Below are 18,712 nucleotides of genomic sequence, written 5' to 3'. Positions count from 1 at the left end.
CTGCGCCAGATCGACTGGAAGGCCACCTCGCGCGCGCGCAAACTGATTTCGCGCGAGTACCAGGACGAAAAGAACCAGCAGCTGGTGATGATGATCGACACCGGCCGGCGGATGATGGCCGACGAAGGTGGCCTGTCGCATTTCGACCATGTGCTCAATGCTGCGTTGGTGGTGTCGTATCTGGCACTGCGCCAGGGTGATGGCGTCGGTCTTTTCGCCAGCGGCGGTGACAGCCGCTGGGTAGCGCCCAAGCGTGGCATGGGCGCGATCGACAGCCTGCTGCGGGCCAGCTACGACCTGCAGCCCAAACCGGTGGCCACCGACTATTTGGCCGCAGCCACCGAGCTGTCGTTGCGGCAATCGCGGCGCAGCCTGGTGATGCTGGTCACCAATGTTCGCGATGAAGATATCGAGGACCTGCTGGCCGCCGTGCGCCTGCTGCAGAAGCGGCATCTGGTCTGCGTGGCCAGCCTGCGCGAACGCGAGCTGGACCAGGCACTGGCACGCGAGGTGGAGACCCTGCCGGATGCAATCCAGGCCGGCGCCATCGCCGGCTACCTGCAACAACGCAGCGACGCGCATGAAGCACTGCGCAGCCATCGGGTAATGGTGCTGGACGTAACCGCCGAAGAGCTGCCGGCAGCTCTGGTTGAACGCTACCTCGCAGTAAAGCGCGACGGCCTGCTGTAAGGCGCGTCACCGCCGCAATCCGGTAGTGCCGAGCCATGCTCGGCAGAAGCTTCACTAGTAGTGCCCCAGCCGAGCATGGCTCGGCTCTACAAGGCATTTCCAGCATCGCCTGCTTCGCGGCTTACGCCGCTCCTACAAATGCCCCACCTGTAGTGCCGAGCCATGCTCGGCAGAGGCTTCACCGGTAGTGCCCCAGCCGAGCATGGCTCGGCTCTACAGAGGCATTTTCAGCACTACCTGCTTCGCGGCTTGCGCCGCTGCTACAGATAGATCCGCGTGGTGCCCTGCGGGGCGTCATCAATGATGGCGTGCGGTACAAAGCGCGCACTGTCGCGGGTGATGCGGCTGTTGTCCTCGCGGATGCCAACGCCACAGGCGCGGTCGCCCACCACCCAGCTACCCACCAGCGGATAGTTGCCGTCGAACACCGGCAAGGCATGGAAGGCCTGGCGAATGCTGGGGCCGGTGTATGGGCCTTCGCTCTCCTGCCAGCTGCCATCGTTCATGTGCATCGCCACGTTGGCGCCTTCGCGCGAATGCAGCGGCTTGCGCACCCAACCTGCCGGCAAGGCACTGCCGTCATCGAAGTGACATTCCAGCAGATTCGGGTGGCCACGGTGGCGCTGCCACAACAACGGCAGGATGCCCTTGTTGCTCAACACCGCCTTCCACGCCGGCTCCAGCAACTGCACGCCCGAGCGCGGCAAGGCTGCGCCGAATTCTTCGCGCATCAGGTCTTCCAGCGGATACAGCTTGAACAGGCTGCCGATCACCACATCGTCCAGATCGGTGAAACGACCATCCGCCGACAAGCCGATATCCTCGATGGCGATAGCCGCCGCGCGCAACCCGGCCTGTGCCGCGCAATCGCGCAGGTAGGCTACCGTGCCCTGATCTTCCTCGGACTCTCCCACCGCGCTGAAATACAGCGGCGGCGGCAGGCGTGAGGTCAACTCGGCAAACCGCTCCACCAGGGTTTCGTGGATGGAATTGAACTGGTCCGCCTGCTGCGGCAAGGCGCCACGGTTGCGCTGGTCTTCCAGCCATTGCCACTGGAAGAAGGACGCTTCGTACAGCGAAGTTGGCGTGTCGTAGTTCAGCTCATACAGTTTGGCCGGGCCATTGCCGTCATAGGCAAAATCCAGGCGACCGTAGAGATGCGGGTCGCGCCGACGCCAGCTTTCGGCGATCCAGTCGCGGAACGCTTCCGGGATGGCCAGCTGCGCCATCAGCGCCTCGCTGCCTACCACCTCGTCAACCAGATCCAGCGCCATGGCATGCAGCTCGGCGCTGGGGTCTTCGATATCGTTCTCGATCTGGCGCAGGGTGAACGCGTAATACGCGCTTTCATCCCAGTACGGCGCACCGTCGATGGTATGGAAACGGAACCCTGCCTCGGCGGCACGGTCCCGCCAGTTGCCGCGCTCGGCAATTGCTACACGCTTCACTGCATCAACCGCCGACGCTGCTGCGGCCGCCGCTGCGCGAACCAAAACCACCACGGCTGGCGGTAACGGCGCGGTTCGGCTCGGCGTTGACCGGGGCCAGACCGGCCTTGCCGGCACCAATGCCGCTACCGGTGTTCAAACCGCCGCTGCCACCCGGTGCGGCCGGCTTGGCCCAACCATTGGCGTTGTCCTTGAACGCCGGCTGCGATGCCGGCGGTGCGGCCACGGCACCACGGCTACCGTTGAGCATCTGCGACATGAAGAAGCCCATCATCATCGGGCCGATGAAGGAGGTGCCGGCGCTGGTCTGCTGCTGCACGCACTGCTCGGCCGGGTATTCCTTGGCGCACTCTTCCTTGCTGGCGTACTTGGGCGCGGCATCGGCCGACTGCTTCTGCGCGGTGGCAAATGCCTCGCGGCAGCTGGACGGATCGCCGGTCGCTTCGCTGCAGGCCTCCACCGAGGTGTACAGCCCTTCCTGCGTCTGCACGGCCTCTTCCTTCTGGCAGGCGGTCAGCAGCAGCGGTACGGCGCTCATCAGCACCAGTGCGGTGGCCTTGGATCGCTTCATGGTCGGTTCCCCGTCAATGTGATCCGCCAATGATGCCCGATGAAGGCTGCAAGGCGGAAACCGGATAGCTCCCGAAGCTGAATCGGATTTCAGGTGATGTATTGGAAATGCTTGGGGCGGCTGGGTTTCCGGAATTTCCGTGCTCTTGGCGCTATTCAACGCGTGGGCGCTGTGGGTGCGATGGGAGGGCAACATCCAGAGCCCCCCTCCCCAACCCTCCCCTGCGCTGCGCGCAAGGGAGGGGGTAGAAGCGGCTGCGCTGCGATCCGAACGAGCGCAGCAAACAGCCCCCGCCCTTGCGCACAGCGCAGGGGAGGGTTGGGGAGGGGTGCATTTGCCTTTGCTTTTGGCTTCGTCTCTGACTTCAACTTCGCCCCTAACCCCGTCGCCACCAGAACCCTGGTAGCCAGCCACCAACATTCCGCCAACCGCCCCACTCCAGCCTCCCCTTACCCCATCCGATGGTTGCAGCTGCAACCGGGAACTTCATGCAGAATCAATCGCACTGCACTTCTGCACGACCGCCCCGCTCGCTCGCCATGCCTGAATACCGCTCGAAAACCTCCACCGCTGGCCGCAACATGGCCGGCGCCCGCGCCCTGTGGCGTGCCACCGGCATGACCGATGGTGACTTCCACAAGCCCATCGTCGCGGTGGTCAATTCCTTCACCCAGTTCGTGCCCGGCCACGTACACCTGAAGGACCTCGGCCAGCTCGTGGCTCGCGAGATCGAGGCCGCCGGTGGCGTAGCCAAGGAATTCAATACCATCGCCGTGGATGACGGCATCGCCATGGGCCATGACGGCATGCTGTATTCACTGCCCAGCCGCGAGATCATCGCCGACTCGGTGGAATACATGGCCAATGCCCACTGCGCCGATGCGCTGGTGTGCATCTCCAACTGCGACAAGATCACCCCGGGCATGTTGATGGCCGCCTTGCGCCTGAACATCCCTGCAGTATTCGTGTCCGGCGGCCCGATGGAAGCCGGCAAGACCAAGCTGGCCGACCACAAGCTCGACCTGATCGATGCGATGGTCGCTGCCGGCGATGACAACATCAGCGACGAGCAGGTAGCGGCGATCGAACGCAGCGCCTGCCCCACCTGTGGCTCGTGCTCGGGCATGTTCACCGCCAATTCGATGAACTGCCTGACCGAGGCGCTGGGCCTGTCGCTGCCGGGCAACGGCACCGTCGTGGCCACCCATAGTGATCGTGAGGCGCTGTTCAAGCGTGCCGGCCGTCTCATCGTCGAGCTGTGCCACCGCTGGTACGGCGGCGAAGAAGCCAACGTGCTTCCGCGTGGCATCGCCACTTTCGAGGCCTTCGAAAATGCGATGACGCTGGATATCGCCATGGGTGGTTCCACCAATACCATCCTGCACCTGCTCGCCGCCGCGCAGGAAGCCGAAGTCGCCTTCGACCAGCGCGACATCGACCGCCTGTCGCGACGCGTGCCGCAGCTGTGCAAAGTGGCGCCGAACACGCAGAAGTACCACATCGAAGACGTGCACCGCGCTGGCGGCATCATGGCCATTCTCGGCGAGCTGGCACGCGGCGGCCTGCTGCATACCGATGCCTCCACCGTGCACAGCCGCACGCTGGGTGCGGCCATCGCGCAATGGGACGTCACCCAGACGCAGGACGAAGCCGTACATACCTTCTACAAGGCCGGCCCGGCGGGCATCCCTACGCAGGTCGCTTTCAGCCAGTCCACACGTTGGCCGTCATTGGATGCGGATCGCGCCGAAGGCTGCATCCGCGATGTCGCTCATGCGTTCTCCAACGAAGGCGGCCTGGCCGTGCTGTACGGCAACCTCGCCGCCGATGGCTGCGTGGTGAAGACCGCCGGTGTGGACGAATCCATCCACGTCTTCGAGGGCAATGCCCGCGTCTACGAAAGCCAGGATGCGGCCGTCAAAGGCATCCTCGGCAACGAAGTACAGGCCGGCGACGTGGTGGTGATCCGCTACGAAGGCCCCAAGGGCGGCCCGGGCATGCAGGAAATGCTTTACCCGACCAGTTACCTGAAATCCAAGGGCATGGGCAAAGCCTGCGCCCTGCTCACCGACGGTCGCTTCTCCGGTGGCACCTCCGGCCTGAGCATTGGTCACTGTTCACCGGAAGCCGCCGCCGGCGGTGCCATTGGCCTGGTCCGCGACGGCGACCGCATCCTTATCGACATCCCGCAGCGCGGCATCAACCTGCTGGTGGACGATGCTGAACTGGCCCGTCGCCGAAGCGAGCAGGATGCCAAGGGCTGGAAGCCGGCTGAAGCGCGACCGCGCAAGGTGACCACGGCACTGAAGGCATACGCCCTGCTCGCCACCAGCGCCGACAAGGGCGCGGTGCGCGACAAAGCGTTGCTGGACGGTTGACCGCCAAGCGGGGCGCGGCAGAATGGGGCAATGAATTCGCCCACCGCCTGCCCGCCCCCGCTGCCAGCTGTCGCTAGCTGCAGCTGGAACGGCCACCCCTATCGGGTGACCGCTGCCGAACTCGGCGCCTATGTGGATGCGCAGCTTCCCGCGTTGCTGTGGGACTTCGACATCCACGCCGAACGCATTGATCCTGATGGCGTGCTGTTGGACGAAGACGATCTGCCACCCGGCGAACTGCACCTTCGCATTCACGACTGCCCTGCGTTCAGCAGCGGCCCGGGCGAAGTACTGCACTGGAATGACATCGCCGGCATGCGAGTCGCGTTCACCAACAAGGACGAACCCGAAGTATTGCTCTACACCGGTGAGCACCTCGGCCTCGGTGACGGCGGGTTCGTACTGAGCGAACGGGATGGCCGACTGTGGATAGCACTCGACGGCCACTGCGATGGGATGCACGGCCCGGCCAGGATCGCGCTGTGCGCACCGCTGGACTTCACCACGATTGCCTGTGGTCACCGCGACCAAGGGCAGGCGCGCGAACATATCGCCACGGCCGTTGACCCGGACCGCTATACCTTCGAGTGCGACGAGTACGGCGTAGCGCGGTTCCGTCCAATTCCCTAATGCAGATCGCCATCCTCACTGGTCGTCTCCAGTCGGATACGGCAGTGCCGGCAACCTGTCCAAAGGACTCAGTACGGCACCGGCGCCACGGCCCAGGACATGGGTGTAGATCTGCGTGGTGGCGATGTCCTTGTGGCCCAGCAGCTCCTGCAGGGTGCGAATGTCGCAGCCAGCATCGAGCAGATGAGTAGCAAAGCAATGCCGCAGGGTATGGCAGGTGGCCGGCTGCAGAACCCGCACCTGCAGGCGCGCTTGCTTGATTGCCCGTTGCAGCACTTCCTCACTGACATGATGACGCCCGCGCCGTCCCGTGCGTGGATCACACGACATCCTGTTCGACGGAAACAGGTACTGCCAGCCCGGCTGCCGGTCAGCTTCGGGGTACTTCCGCGCCAAGGCATGGGGCAGATGCACGCGCCCAGCGCCTGCAGCCAGATCACCTTGGTGCAGTGCCAGCGCCCACTCACGCTGCTGTTGCAGGCGCTCGCGCAGCGACACCGGCAGCGGCACGCGCCGGTCCTTGTTGCCCTTGCCTGCGCGCACGCATATTTCGTGCCGCGCAAAGTCCACGTCCTTGATCCGCAAGCGCAGGCATTCCATCAGGCGCATGCCAGTGCCATAGAGCAGGCGAGCCATCAGCGCCGCAACCCCTTCCGGGATTGCGGACAGCATCCTCGCAACCTCCTCCACGGAAAGAACGACGGGCAAACGCTTCGGTCGCTTGGCGCGCACAACATCCTGCAACCACGGAAGCTCCATCCGCAGCACCTCCCGGTAGAGGAACAGCAAGGCCGCCAACGCCTGATTCTGGGTGGACGGCGCAACCTTACCCTCCGTCGCCAACCGGCTGAGAAATGCCGTCACCTCGTCGCCGCCCATCACCCGCGGATGACGTTTGCCGTTAGCCAGAATGAAGCGCTTTATCCAACCCAGATAAGCCTGCTCGGTGCGGATGCTGTAATGCCGTAGCCGAATCTGCGCACGGACAGTATCAAGAAGCCGCGGCGGCTGGCCTGGTGTTACACCGCTAAAAGCAGGGTCGTAACTCATATAGCCGCTCCCAAGCGGTAGTTTTCTGGGAGCATGGATGCCCCGAGCACGGAGGCCCATAAGCTAAACCCATGATTTGATGCGGGATTCTGTTGATTTGAAAGTAATGAAAAAACCGCGATACTCTGCGCTACACCGCTGTTAGGCGGTCTAATAGGTGTTAGGCGCTACACATATGTCCCAGTTCTTGTTGGTCCAAAGCGCGGAACCATCCACCGACGTTGCCGGCGTCAGTTTTCATGCATTATCAGACGAGCTACTAGTGCGGGCAGCCTCACACAATTTCGGAACGCCTTTCGTTTGGAGCTTGACCGACGAATCAGACGGCATCGATTCAATGTCAGATGCGGCGAAGAACGCAATAGCCGCTGGCGCAGAACTTCAGGACACTCTCCTAGGCCAACTTCTACTGGAGCAGATTGAGCTCGGCAGGGATTTTTGCCTGTTCTGGGGCGGTGATTTTCAGAACTTACCAGTTCTGCGGAATAGCGACGAACTTATGGCTATCATTAGCGAACAACTCCACTCGGATGGTGCATGGAACTGGGAGATATATGCTCTTTGGAAAAGCCCCGAGGCCGGTAGCGCCTAACAGTTCATTCAAGCCGAACCCGCTACGCGGGTCGGCTTAATTCCGGAGTTAGGTGCCAATGGAGAGGGTTTCGATGCCACACCCCATCGCGAAGCGAGAGTTGATGTTTAGCATCCGAGGCACCGAGAAGCGCACCGGCATTACCATTCACATCTCCGCCCCCTTCATACTTCAGCCAGGCAGTGTCAATTTCGAATTCAGCGGTGGCACCGCCGGTTGCACACTACAAATTGACGGGCTTCCAGAGGAATTTAGCCACACCGCCTACGGAGCCGATTCTCTTCAGGCATTACAGCTCGCCAGTAATCCGGATCGTCACCTTCGGTATCTTCGACGCAAGTACGATTTCTACTTCCCAGATGGTGAGCCGTACTTTGAAGATTAGGCCGTCAAGCGTCTACACTTTGGCACCTAACAATTCATTCAAGCCGACACCGCTTCGCGGTGCGGCTTAATTCCGGAGTTAGGCGGCATGATCATGCATCTAGGCAGCTTCGCTGATCTTCGAAATTTTCATGCAGGACTTCTGCTATCTGTCGCTGCGCTTGCCGGGTGCGCGCATAGTTCCCTCGGGCTGGAGATAGAGTCAAAAGATCTCGCCGCGCGGCTTGGATATCCTCTTTGTGACGTATATGCCCCTCTCAGCAAGCAGGAAATTTTCGCTAGCGCTAGACGCATGGGAATCGAGAACATGGAGCACACCACAGAGTGGGCCAATGTTGCAGCGGTGATCATGCCAGGTGACCAATTCCGCTTGGTCAATTGCCAAAATGGCCGCCGTGTTCACGGCGCACGAGGCGGATACTCCTTTTACGGCCTGTTTCGAGGCGACGAGCTTGCGTTAGAGTTCGGACAGATGATCAATGACTAGCGGGCGCATGCCGCCTAACAGTTCATTCAAGCCGACGCCGCTTCGCGGCGCGGCTTAATTCCAGGGTTAGGCCGCATGGATACCTTGCTATGAATCGGACACAGAAGCGCCAGTTACAGGCATACCTACATTTCCGCGACAAGCCAATGTCGGTGCTTGGCCTGATCCTTTTCAACTGGCGCATCTTTCTCCTTCTCATTGTTGCGGGAGCGGCGACGGTGGGCGTCATGCTTTACTTCCATAGCACTTTCCAAGCTTGGCTTTTTGGCGTGGCGTACGGATCATTCCTGCTAAGGGATTTGGGTCATTACATTAGGTGGTCACGCACTTGGCCGTTGACCAGCCAGTTGCTGGATTGGCCAAAAGTCGAGCGGATGGCTTCGGAGAATCGGCTTGCGGCCTAACAATTCATTCAAGCCGACGCCGCTTCGCGGCGCGGCTTAATTCCGGAGTTAGCCCTCATGGACTCAGTCAAGGAGCACCCACACTCGTTTCCAGCATCCGAGTGGCCGTTCTTGGAACCGACCAACCTAGCTGTGTTCACCACAACCAAGGTGCTACGCGAGGGTTATCCCGTTCTGTTGGTCAGTCACGACCACGATGGTGATTGGCAGTTTCTTTGCGGCACCACCAATGATGGTGCTCATGGCGCCATCGTCTGCCTCGGTTGTGCGTATCAAGAGGACCGGAGTGTGGGGGAGCTGGCTGATCTTCCCATTGGCTGGCAGGCCTGGCGGGATTCCGTTGGCGCCCCTTGGGAGCGGCTTCCGCGTGAGCCAGATCCGGATGAGGGCTAACAGTTCATTCAAGCCGAAACCGCTTCGCGGGTCGGCTTAATTCCAGAGTTAGGCGGCGGTGTTCTTGGTTGGCTGGCCCTTCTCCTTTCGGCAGCATCATCGGCAAGTCACCGGTCGGCTCCGGGTAATGGGGCCAACTGTTCCTGGCATCGGTAAATTCGCTGTTTCGTCTTACGCTTAACCGCCCCACCGCAATCATTTCATCGCACTTCGGCCGCAATGCTCGGCAAGGTTTCCTGGGCAAGCTCCGTCTCGCAAGCTGTGGCATGATCGGCTCGCATTGGGTTGTACAAGCAAGGCAGCATTGGTCCGGGGCTCAGTAAGTGGCCACCGCCGCCTAACAGTTCATTCAAGCCGACACCGCTTCGCGGCGCGGCTTAATTCCAGAGTTAGGCGCGAAACATGCATATCCGCATCTTGCAGATTTTCTTTCTGGTGACGCTGACTTCATACTCAAGTTCTGCAGTGAGTTCGCCCCTTCTAAGTTCTCTCGCGGCAGAGCTTCGCGCAATGCGTGCGCTTCCGATGGCCACACCGACCAATGCGAGGTGTCCCAGTGACACTGCGCCGCTCATAGGCTTGAGCCAGAACCAACTGCAAGTCGCGCTAGGCAAGCCCGACTTCATCAACAAGTCGGACCGGAGCTGGACCTACTTCTTCACCAGCCCGGTCCCACCCCACCAGTTTGGCGGGGGCTACCCGGAGTTAAGCTTTGCAATCGGGACAACTAAGCGGGTAGTAAATGTCACCTGCCACTATTCGCGCTAGATACGCGCATAACAATTCATTCAAACCGACGCCGTTTCGCGGTGCGGATTAATTCCAGAGTTAGGTTGCGCAGATATGACGTCACGCACTGAAAAGGCGAGAAGAATGGAGGTCCGGCGCAAGATCGGATCTCGCTCGCTGCATGACCCTGCAGGTCCCGTGGCCCTCCCGCGCGGCCCACAGTACCTAATGGCGCACGCCTGCTTTCAATGTCGCCTGAGCTTTAAGCGAGTACTCCGCATAGATGGATCACCGTCGCCCTGTCCCACGTGTCGCAAGCCACTCTCGGAGATGGGCCGCGGCTTCAGAGCTCCGCTGCGGCGCAATCTTGGCGGTTGGAAGGCGGTGGAGCTTCTGTACCAGGCGGGTTTTCGCTTTCCGTCAACTCCGCGTAGGGCAACGCCCTCTCTCCCGGTCAACAGCCGCGAGGTCGCAAAGTTCATCGCGGACAACCCGTTGCACCCATATCGCGTGGGCGCAACCTAACAATTCATTCAAGCCGACGCCGCTTCGCGGCGCGGCTTAATTCCAGAGTTAGGCACCAATGGAAGGCCATTTACCAACTCAGCCAATGCCCTATGTCTGGGCAGACTTCAATGCTTGCGGCTGGGCCGGTGGCGGCGACGAGAGCATCTACGCCCTAGACAAAGATGCGCTTGCTGCAATACCGGCCAGAGATCACATGACGGTCTTTATCTGGTGCGGCGACGAGTCCGGCACCATCCTTGGCTGTGTTGCATCGCTTCAGCACATTACGCTCCGCGCTTTTAGTGGCTGGCGTGCTGTGCCTATTCCTGGCACATTCTATCGTGGCCCAATACCTGCGCATCTGGATGGCGGGCTTAGTGCCTAACAGTTCATTCAAGCCGACGCCGCTTCGCGGCGCGGCTTAATTCCGGAGTTAGGCGGCGGTGTTCTTGGTTGGCTGGCCCTTCTCCTTTCGGCAGCATCATCGGCAAGTCACCGGTCGGCTCCGGGTAATGGGTCCAACTGTTCCTGGCATCGGTAAATTCGCTGTTTCATCTTACGCTTAACCGCCCCACCGCAATCATTTCATCGCACTTCGGCCGCAATGCTCGGCAAGGTTTCCTGGGCAAGCTCTGTCTCGCAAGCTGTGGCATGATCGGCTCGCATTGGGTTGTACAAGCAAGGCAGCATTGGTCCGGGGCTCAGTAAGTGGCCACCGCCGCCTAACAGTTCATTCAAGCCGAACCCGCTTCGCGGCTCGGCTTAATTCCAGAGTTAGGCGGCGGTGAGCTGGGTTGGCCGGCCCTTCTTCTTTCGGCAGCAATATCGGCGAGTCACCGGTCGGCTCCGGGTAGCAGTTCCAACTGTTCCTGGCAGCGACAAGCCCGCCACTTCGTCTTACGCTTCACTGCCCTGCCGCAATCATTTCATCGCACTTCGGCGGCAATGCTCGGCAAGGTTTTCAGGGCAAGCTCCCCCCAAGCTGTGGCATGATCGGCTCGCGTTGGGTTGCACAAGCAAGGCAGCATTGGCCCGGGGAGCGGTAAGTGGCCACCGCCGCCTAACAGTTCATTCAAGCCGAACCCGCTTCGCGGGTCGGCTTAATTCCGGTGTTAGGCGCTAACACATGCCTGCAAGTCTACTGACAGAGATCATCTTCCGCGGTGCTTTCGAGGTTGTTCTGTATGGCCTCGGATACATCATTGGTTGGCTCCTAGTCCCAATCTTCTCGTTTGGCTATTACGCTGTTGCACCTTGGGATTTCAAGAGCCGAAAAGTATCCAGTAGTCACCCAAAGCTATCCCCACCCAAGACAATTTCCGCTGACGCAGCGTGCGCGATCGGGTTTTGCGCCCTGGCAGCAGCATCAACAATCGCTTACTTCGTATGGCGTGCTGCAAGCGCCTAACAGTTCATTCAAGCCGAACCCGCTGCGCGGGTCGGCTTAATTCCAGAGTTAGGCGGCGGTGGGCTGGGCTGGCTGGCCCTTCTCCTTTCGGCAGCAACATCGGCAAGTCACTGGTCGGTTCCGGGTAGCAGTTCCAACTGTTCCTGGCATCGGCAAGCCCGCCACTTCGTCTTACGCTTCACTGCTCTGCCGCAATCATTTCATCGCACTTCGGCGGCAACGCTCGGCAAGGTTTTCAGGGCAAGCTCCATCCCACAGGCTGTGGCATGATCGGCTCACGTTGGGTTGCACAAGCAAGGCAGCATTGGTCCGGGGCTCCGTCAGTGACCACAGCCGCCTAACAGTTCATTCAAGCCGAACCCGCTGCGCGGGTCGGCTTAATTCCAGGGTTAGGGCTCAAATCAAGCACCACATGAAACTCTTAATTCTCGATCTTGATGAAACACTCATCCACGCGACTGACTGCTACTTAGATCGCGACCCTGACTTCGAAGTTGGGCCGTACGCTGTGTATAAGCGCCCTGGACTTGACCTGTTCCTATCAAAGGTGAGATCGCAGTTTCACTTAGCAGTTTGGACCTCGTCTACTCGTCTTTACGCCGCCCCCGTTGTGGAAAATATCTTCCCACACGATGTCGATCTCAAATTCGTGTGGTCTAGGGAGCGCTGTACGATGCGTTTTGACCCAGAGCACCATGACTACGAATGGGCAAAAAATCTCGACAAGTTAAAGAGACGCGGCTATAAGCTTGAGCATGTGTTGATGTTGGATGACACGCCTGCAAAATTGGCTCGGCACTACGGCAATCTCGTCAGGGTAAAGCCGTTCTTGGGAAACCTAGCGGATCGAGAACTTTTTCAGTTGAGCGACTACCTGCCTACGCTAGCGGAGACGCCAAATGTTAGAAGAATTGAGAAGCGGTTTTGGCGCAAAGCTAGCACAAGTGAGCCCTAACAGTTCATTCAAGCCGAACCCGCTACGCGGGTCGGCTTAATTCCAGAGTTAGCACCCATGTCTCGAATCTTCGCGCTCATCCCTCTTTTGGTTCTTTGCTCCGCGTGCACTTCAGGAATTCGTAGTGCAACGTTTACCGAGCAGTCGACCGGAGCATCGATCCAGATCGATCTTGAACCGACACATCCGTATCTAGCTGAGTACAGCCGCACACTTATCTTCAAGAAGAGTGGATTTCCAGAGAGTCGGCACCAGCTTTCAAGGGATACGGGTGGCTACGCTGCTGCCAATTTATACAAATGCGCCGACAATCTAATGATGTTGGATAGCTACTCGGAATTCGTTCTCGTCGACACTTCAACTGGGGAAATTATCCCTGGCAACTGCCCCGCTTCCTCCACTTACGTCGGAGTGTTTGACGGCAGTGGCAGCAAACCATGGGTATTCTTTCCGGCCTCACAGCGTCCGGAAAAAGCGCTCGTTATGCGTGGCGGCTAATGGGCGCTAACAATTCATTCAATCCGACGCCGCTTCGCGGCGCGGCTTAATTCCGGAGTTAGGCGCGATGACCACTGCTACGCAAAGAGAAATGCGGAAGTCCGACCTAGCCGTTCTGGCAGCACTTGTAGTCCTCGCCATCGCAGGAATCTTATTTAGGGATGCAATTGGGCTGATTGGATTCCTGGTTCTTCTAGTCGCCGCGCTGATACAGCTAGTACGAGTCCTTTTCTTCATGGGAAGCCGAAAGAAACTTAAGGATTTATGGGAGGCGCTTCGAGATGCAATCTGGGGACTTTGAGTTCACAGCCAGCATGGCTTTCGCGCCTAACAGTTCGTTCAAGCCGACGCCGCTACGCGGCGCGGCTTAATTCCGGAGTTAGATAGCATATGGCGCGAGAAAGCTACTCTAGTATTTTCGGCGCATGTCTTGTTGCTTGCCTGCTCTTGTCCGTCCTTTCAGCATCGCTCCCCAGCATTATTATTTTTAACAACTTCACCGCCAACATGTTTTCAGAGTGGCCTATTTTCCTGGCCCTAGTAGCATGTGTAGCTGGCCTCGTACTTGGGCGTTGGCTCCAACAGAGAGTCGTTCGCTCGCTGGCATATGCAAGCTGGATTCTGCTCGCGTTCGGGGGAGTAGCATTTTGCATCCTTGGCCTAAGCCTGCTGTAATGCCACCTAACAATTCATTCAAGCCGACGCCGCGGCGCGGCTTAATTCCGGAGTTAGGCGGCTATGAAATCCAGCTCAGGTCGTTGGTCGATAGTTGGGTCAACATTCTGCGGTCTTGCATCACTGTACTGCTTCCTGTGGATCTTCTCAGCAGCAAGCTTGGCTTCTCAATTTTGCAACAGCGGTTTTTCACTCTTGGCGGCAAACTTTCGCTGCCGTCAGGTTCACATCGCCATGATCCTTACCGTTCTTTTTGCCCTAGTATCCGTTTACCTTGGCTGGCGGCTCTTACGTGCAAATCGCCGTGGCGCCGCCTAACAGTTCATTAAAGCCCAACCCGCTTCGCGGCGCGGCTTAATTCCAGAGTAGGCCCTTAATGCGAGATCCCCAGAGAATTGAGCAAATTCTGGAAGCGCTTCGGGAAGTTTGGGAGGTCGATCCTGACCTACGTCTTGGACAGCTTGTCGTGAACGCTATCCGGCCCAGCGAGCCATGTCTGGCCATTTTCAATGCCGAGGACGATGTTTTGCTAAAGGGCTTGCATGGCTATCGCCGTCAGTTGCTAGGTGTTGATCCAGATGCCCGCTAGGCAAGTACCAGGCATTGCTGATGTACGATCTGGGCCTAACAGTTCATTCAAGCCTGCCTCGTTTCGCGAGCCGGCTTAATTCCAGGATTAGGCCGCGTACAAACATGATCGAAATTGACCAAAGCAAGGCCGAGGAGATGATCGGCAAGGTTGTTCTAGCCGGCGTCAGCCTTTGTGATTCCTCCGAGAACGTAGTGGATCATCGGCAGTATTTTGGTACGGTGCTTCGCATCAATGCCCATGAGGGGCTAGTCATTGCCAGTGGTGTGGACGGTGAGGAGATCGACCTTCCCCCATACCTTGATCAGTACTCCCATGCAGATCCTGGAGTGTATAGGCTCAAATCCATAGACCAGGTTGTTACCAACCCGGACTACATTTCCACGTGGCGCGTCTATTCAGCGGCTTCGGATGATACCGGCGCGGCCTAACAATTCATTCAAGCCGACGCCGCTTCGCGGCACGGCTTAACTCCGGAATTAGGCGGCCATGAAACAACCATTGACCGTCGGACAAAAATTTCGAACCGGCTATTGTCTATCCGTTGTAGTCACGTCTTTACTTATGCTTTGCTTATTGCTTGCCATTGCACTGCGTGGGCGTGGCATCTATGTTGTTCCAGCTCTCTTTGCCATATTGGCCCTATGGCTATGCTCTTCAATCTTGCAACTCAGCATTCTTCTTATCCCCGCGGGTACAGAAGATAAAACTGCATTTCGTATACTCTGCATAGTTATTGCATTAGCTTCCCCAGCATTTCTACTACTAGCTTTAGGCAGCCTGACGCAATGGTTAGCCGCCTAGCAGTTCATTCAAGCCGAAGCCGCTTCGCAGCGCGGCTTAATTCCAGACTTAGGTGCCATGGGAAAGACTGCCCGCAACTGGATCGAACACACCAAGGACTGGCGCGATGAACCGATGGCCTACTGGGTGCACTTTGAGCTTGGCGGTGCCGCGTGGCACGCGTCCGAGTCGTACAGCCCGCCAGCCCCAAGAGCCGAGGGTCGCAAAGGCTATCCGGTACTTTGTGTCGAGTCGCAGGGTTTTGTCTTCCGCTTCTCTTCGGCAGCACAGCTTGCGGAGTGTGTAGAAGTCCTTGGGCGTAAGCCCCTCCCGACATCGCGCCGTCTATCCGCCATTCGTGGTGGTGGGCACGGTCCCAATAGTCACTGGCTTAGTCGGTTGCCTGGCCACATCAAGTCCCCCAAAATTCGACAACATGCCGTGGAGGATCTCCGCTCGGTGATCTCTGCCATGGCACCCAACAGTTCATTCAAGCCGAACCCGCTTCGCTGGCCGGCTTAATTCCAGCGTCAGACGCAAATGCTAATGGAAGCATCAGTCACAGTTGACCCGAAGAGCGGAAGCATCTCGATCGGGAGGCTCCTCATAACGGCCCAGCTGAAGGTCTCGGACCTTTCGGAAGCCTTCTCAATCGAGCCGGAGAGGCCAGTTGTGGTCCTGGGCAAGCCCATTCCTTGCCAGTTCGCTGTCATGCAGATCATGGACAACGACCAGTCCATGCGAGTGGAGCTCCGCTTCGAGAATAAGATACTGGTTAGCTGTTTCTTCACCTTTCCTAGCGCTGCACCAGATGACGAGGCTCGTATCTGCTCGCAGTGGTTATCTGATCAACTCGGCTTCGGCGGCAGCCTCGCATGCTTCTCCTGGGGTAGCGCCGGCGTTGCATCAGACCGTAGCGGAAATAGTCATGTATTCCTGCACAACAAAAACAATAGCTGGGTGCACTGAACGGTTAGCGGCCAACCGTTCATTCAAGCTGAATTCGCTTCGCGAGTCGGCCCAATTCCAAAGTTAGGCCACAAGATAGGTTATCGGAGACTCATGGACAGAGCACAACTCACTCGCCTGCTACTGGTCTTATCCATTCTGTACGTAATTGGCTTCTATTTTATTGGGAGCGCCATAAAGCCGGGCTATTCGCAGCTGTCAAACTTCGTGAGCGAGTACAACGCAACGGGGACAGCTCAGGCCAACACACTCACTTTTGCAGGGTTCCTTGTCACTTCCGTTCTCTTGTCAGCTTTCCTTGTCTCGGCCACTCCACTCGTTCAAGTATCTGGAATTAGCCGGTTAGGGTTCTGGCTCTTGTGGTCACTTCCTGCCTCATTCTTCCTTGCGCTATTCGCCCCGTGTGATGCCGGCTGTCCAATCGAGGGTTCAGCCAGCCAACTGATGCACAACTTGTACGGAATCGCGACTTACTTTGGCATGGGTATCGGCATAGCTTTGATCTCGCTAGCCCCTAAATTCAGAGCGTTCAAGTTGCGCCGCGCCTTTATGTTTCTGGTTGGAGTCGCTTTTCCAGTCGTTTTTGTGATCATGATCCAACCGGATGTCGCACCATGGAGAGGCTTGATACAGCGATTGCTTGATGTCGCGATGGCGGTATCGCTCGTCTTGATCGCTTGGACGCTCGTTTCGCCAAGCCAGCAATTTCGCCGGGCTGTGGCCTAACAGTTCATTCAAGCCAAGCTCGCTTCGCGGGTCGGCTTAATTCCAGAGTCAGGCGGCAACGATGCGCATTTGCAAGTGTGTTGGACTGGCCTGATGCTGGTCGGGCTTGCTGGATGTGGACCGCGCCTTACTGATAGCGAAGTGCTCAACTACGCGCCCACTGCTTATGACAAAAGGCTCTTCGACCAACCACCCAAGATCTTGGACAGTCTCCGGGGCTTCGACGTAGTTGTTGAGTACAAATGTAGTGACATCTGTCCCAACTACACCGTCCGTGTTATACGATTCGAACTGCCAGACGACAGTAGCTGTAATGAGGCCGGGGGGCGCCGCACCTACTTCGAGCTGCCTCCGTTTAGTATGCAGCCCAAGGGTGAGTACTGCGTTCCCACCGTACTGCTGGATAACTGGGACCGATACGTGAAGTGACTTTTTCCGCCTAACAATTCATTCAAGCCGGCATCGCTACGCGGCGCGGCTTAATTCCGGAGTTAGGGGCCATGATGAGGATTGTCGGAGCCGCACTTCTACTATTACCAAGCCTCGCGCTTGGGCAGAACTGCTCATGTAACCCTGTCGAGTCCAAAGCCCAATGGACTAGGGAACTCTTCCAGGGCTCTACATATGTTTTCTATGGTCGCGTCGACACCGTTGCACCGCCGTTTCTTGGCGCCAACGAGACGCGCGACCAGCCCACTGTTACACCCCTTCGCCATTTCAAGGGCACCTTCCCCGGCGGCGAGCTTCGCGGAGCAGACTGCGGGTCAGCTGTGCTCCCAGGGGAGACGGCGGTCTTCTTCGTTGACGGTTACAGCCGCATCAAGTCATGCTCAATCGGAGTCAGCGGCATCACCCCCCAGCAAATTCAATCCGGTGTCACCCAGCTCTCCCGGCATGGCACCTAACAATTTATTCAAGCCGAACCCGCACCATGGCGCGGCTCAATTCCGGTGCCAGCCTATGAAACGAATGTGCCGTAATCTGAAGCTTGCGCTGTTGCCGCTGGGTAGCTTTTCAGTTTGGCGAATTGGCACATGGGCATTTGGCTACTTCGGGTGCCAGGACTCGGGCAAGTTCATCGAGCCATGCTTTGCGTATGGCTATAACATCCAAGGATGGCTGGGCATTTCAATTTTCTGGGCCCCACTTGTACTCTTGCTGTCACTTCCGGTCTGCGGCTGGCTGCTGTTTGAGAGTCTTTTACGCAGGCTCCATTCCAATGAAGCCTAACAATTCATTCGGGCCGATGCCGCTTCGCGGGGCGGTTGAGTTCCGGAGCTAGGTGCCGCAGATGGTTCCATACGGATTGAACAAAGATCAGTTCGCCTCGATGTATCAGCGCAAACTGGATCGCCTGTCAGATCACGCTGTCCGCACTTTCCAGGATCTACTGGCCTTACCCGTTGACCCCGGTGTGGATGAGGTAAACCTCGAAATATTCCCGGACGAGTACGGTGGGGCACCAGATGTATGGGCGTACTGGCTCGGCAAGAACAACAAGGTCGATCACATGGACCCAAGTCTCTTCCCCGGAAGATCACTTGAGCTTGCGCTTGACCTCAATGATCTCGCAGACATAGATGAGCGATACTTTGTGGGGTCTGATGAGTTTCCCGGCCTTCGGCTTACCGTTTCGCTACTCTCGCGCTGGCTAGCAGAGGCGTGGTGGAAAGCTGGTGGGTGGGCATACCCTGTACCGACAACGCTTGCTGTTCATGATTTTGGGTCTTACGGGTCGGTGCAGCTTTCCAAGGGTGGCCGCTGACAGCTCATTGAAGCCAATGCCGCCACGCGGCTTGGCTCGATTCAGGCATCAGCCTCTTTAGACATCGCCAAAGGTTCTGCA

General features: G+C 58.3%; 17 protein-coding genes. 14 read left to right on the top strand and 3 right to left on the bottom strand.

All coding sequences use genetic code 11. The annotated features are described in order from the left end of the window. The coding region (locus ABB27_RS17295) for a DUF58 domain-containing protein (protein WP_152984659.1) at window positions 1-690 on the top strand (690 nt) is incomplete at its 5' end. Between the two features lie 260 nt (window positions 691-950). Here ABB27_RS17295 and ABB27_RS17290 read toward each other — a convergent pair. Beyond that, on the bottom strand, window positions 951-2,138 hold the full coding sequence (locus ABB27_RS17290; RefSeq protein ID WP_057630257.1) for a glutathionylspermidine synthase family protein: 1,188 nt from the start codon (window positions 2,136-2,138) through the stop codon (window positions 951-953). Between the two features lie 4 nt (window positions 2,139-2,142). After that, window positions 2,143-2,709 carry a DUF1190 domain-containing protein gene (locus tag ABB27_RS17285; RefSeq protein WP_057630250.1) on the bottom strand — a complete coding sequence of 189 codons (567 nt, stop codon included), beginning with the start codon at window positions 2,707-2,709 and terminating at the stop codon, window positions 2,143-2,145. Window positions 2,710-3,248: 539 nt separating this feature from the next. On the opposite strand from ABB27_RS17285, the gene ilvD reads away from it, so the two are divergent. Both ilvD and ABB27_RS17275 read left to right on the top strand, forming a co-directional pair. Then, window positions 3,249-5,087 carry a dihydroxy-acid dehydratase gene (gene ilvD / locus ABB27_RS17280; protein WP_057630248.1) on the top strand — a complete coding sequence of 613 codons (1,839 nt, stop codon included), beginning with the start codon at window positions 3,249-3,251 and terminating at the stop codon, window positions 5,085-5,087. A gap of 30 nt (window positions 5,088-5,117) precedes the next feature. Further along, entirely contained in the window at window positions 5,118-5,717 is a 600-nt protein-coding gene (locus tag ABB27_RS17275) for a hypothetical protein (RefSeq protein WP_152984658.1), read from the top strand. 15 nt (window positions 5,718-5,732) lie between these two features. Here the strand turns inward: ABB27_RS17275 and ABB27_RS17270 are convergent, their stop codons facing one another. Further along, window positions 5,733-6,767 (bottom strand): integron integrase, encoded by a 1,035-nt coding sequence (locus ABB27_RS17270; RefSeq protein ID WP_057630243.1) that lies wholly within the window; start codon window positions 6,765-6,767, stop codon window positions 5,733-5,735. 175 nt (window positions 6,768-6,942) lie between these two features. Here ABB27_RS17270 and ABB27_RS17265 point away from each other — a divergent pair, with 175 nt between their 5' ends. From ABB27_RS17265 to ABB27_RS17200, 11 genes are all read left to right on the top strand, one after another. Further along, window positions 6,943-7,359: a hypothetical protein gene (locus ABB27_RS17265; protein WP_057630240.1), complete on the top strand. Its 417-nt coding sequence runs from the start codon at window positions 6,943-6,945 to the stop codon at window positions 7,357-7,359. A 73-nt stretch (window positions 7,360-7,432) separates the two neighbouring features. Further along, on the top strand, window positions 7,433-7,744 hold the full coding sequence (locus tag ABB27_RS17260; protein ID WP_152984657.1) for a DUF6968 family protein: 312 nt from the start codon (window positions 7,433-7,435) through the stop codon (window positions 7,742-7,744). A gap of 87 nt (window positions 7,745-7,831) precedes the next feature. Further along, window positions 7,832-8,230, top strand: a complete 399-nt coding sequence (locus ABB27_RS17255) for a hypothetical protein (protein WP_057630236.1) — start codon at window positions 7,832-7,834, stop codon at window positions 8,228-8,230. An 89-nt stretch (window positions 8,231-8,319) separates the two neighbouring features. After that, a complete protein-coding gene (locus ABB27_RS17250) occupies window positions 8,320-8,634 on the top strand; it encodes a hypothetical protein (RefSeq protein WP_057630233.1) in 315 nt (104 codons plus the stop codon). 57 nt (window positions 8,635-8,691) lie between these two features. Next, window positions 8,692-9,027: a hypothetical protein gene (locus ABB27_RS19820; RefSeq protein WP_152984656.1), complete on the top strand. Its 336-nt coding sequence runs from the start codon at window positions 8,692-8,694 to the stop codon at window positions 9,025-9,027. A 3,056-nt stretch (window positions 9,028-12,083) separates the two neighbouring features. Next, window positions 12,084-12,626, top strand: a complete 543-nt coding sequence (locus ABB27_RS17235) for an HAD family hydrolase (protein ID WP_083491367.1) — start codon at window positions 12,084-12,086, stop codon at window positions 12,624-12,626. Window positions 12,627-12,683: 57 nt separating this feature from the next. Then, a complete protein-coding gene (locus ABB27_RS19815) occupies window positions 12,684-13,124 on the top strand; it encodes a hypothetical protein (RefSeq protein ID WP_152984655.1) in 441 nt (146 codons plus the stop codon). 1,368 nt (window positions 13,125-14,492) lie between these two features. Further along, a complete protein-coding gene (locus ABB27_RS17225; protein ID WP_057630225.1) occupies window positions 14,493-14,819 on the top strand; it encodes a hypothetical protein in 327 nt (108 codons plus the stop codon). Window positions 14,820-15,717: 898 nt separating this feature from the next. After that, the gene (locus tag ABB27_RS17220; RefSeq protein ID WP_152984654.1) at window positions 15,718-16,140 is read left to right on the top strand and encodes a hypothetical protein; all 423 of its coding nucleotides are present in this window, start codon (window positions 15,718-15,720) and stop codon (window positions 16,138-16,140) included. Between the two features lie 93 nt (window positions 16,141-16,233). Then, a complete protein-coding gene (locus ABB27_RS17215) occupies window positions 16,234-16,866 on the top strand; it encodes a DUF998 domain-containing protein (protein ID WP_057630221.1) in 633 nt (210 codons plus the stop codon). Window positions 16,867-18,172: 1,306 nt separating this feature from the next. Continuing rightward, entirely contained in the window at window positions 18,173-18,631 is a 459-nt protein-coding gene (locus ABB27_RS17200; protein WP_152984653.1) for a hypothetical protein, read from the top strand. Window positions 18,632-18,712 lie beyond the last annotated feature (81 nt).

This window comes from Stenotrophomonas terrae (genome assembly GCF_001431465.1).
Taxonomy (GTDB): Bacteria; Pseudomonadota; Gammaproteobacteria; order Xanthomonadales; family Xanthomonadaceae; genus Stenotrophomonas; species Stenotrophomonas terrae.
Note: the sequence above shows the minus strand (reverse complement) of the source record. Positions and strands in the feature narration are given on the sequence as shown.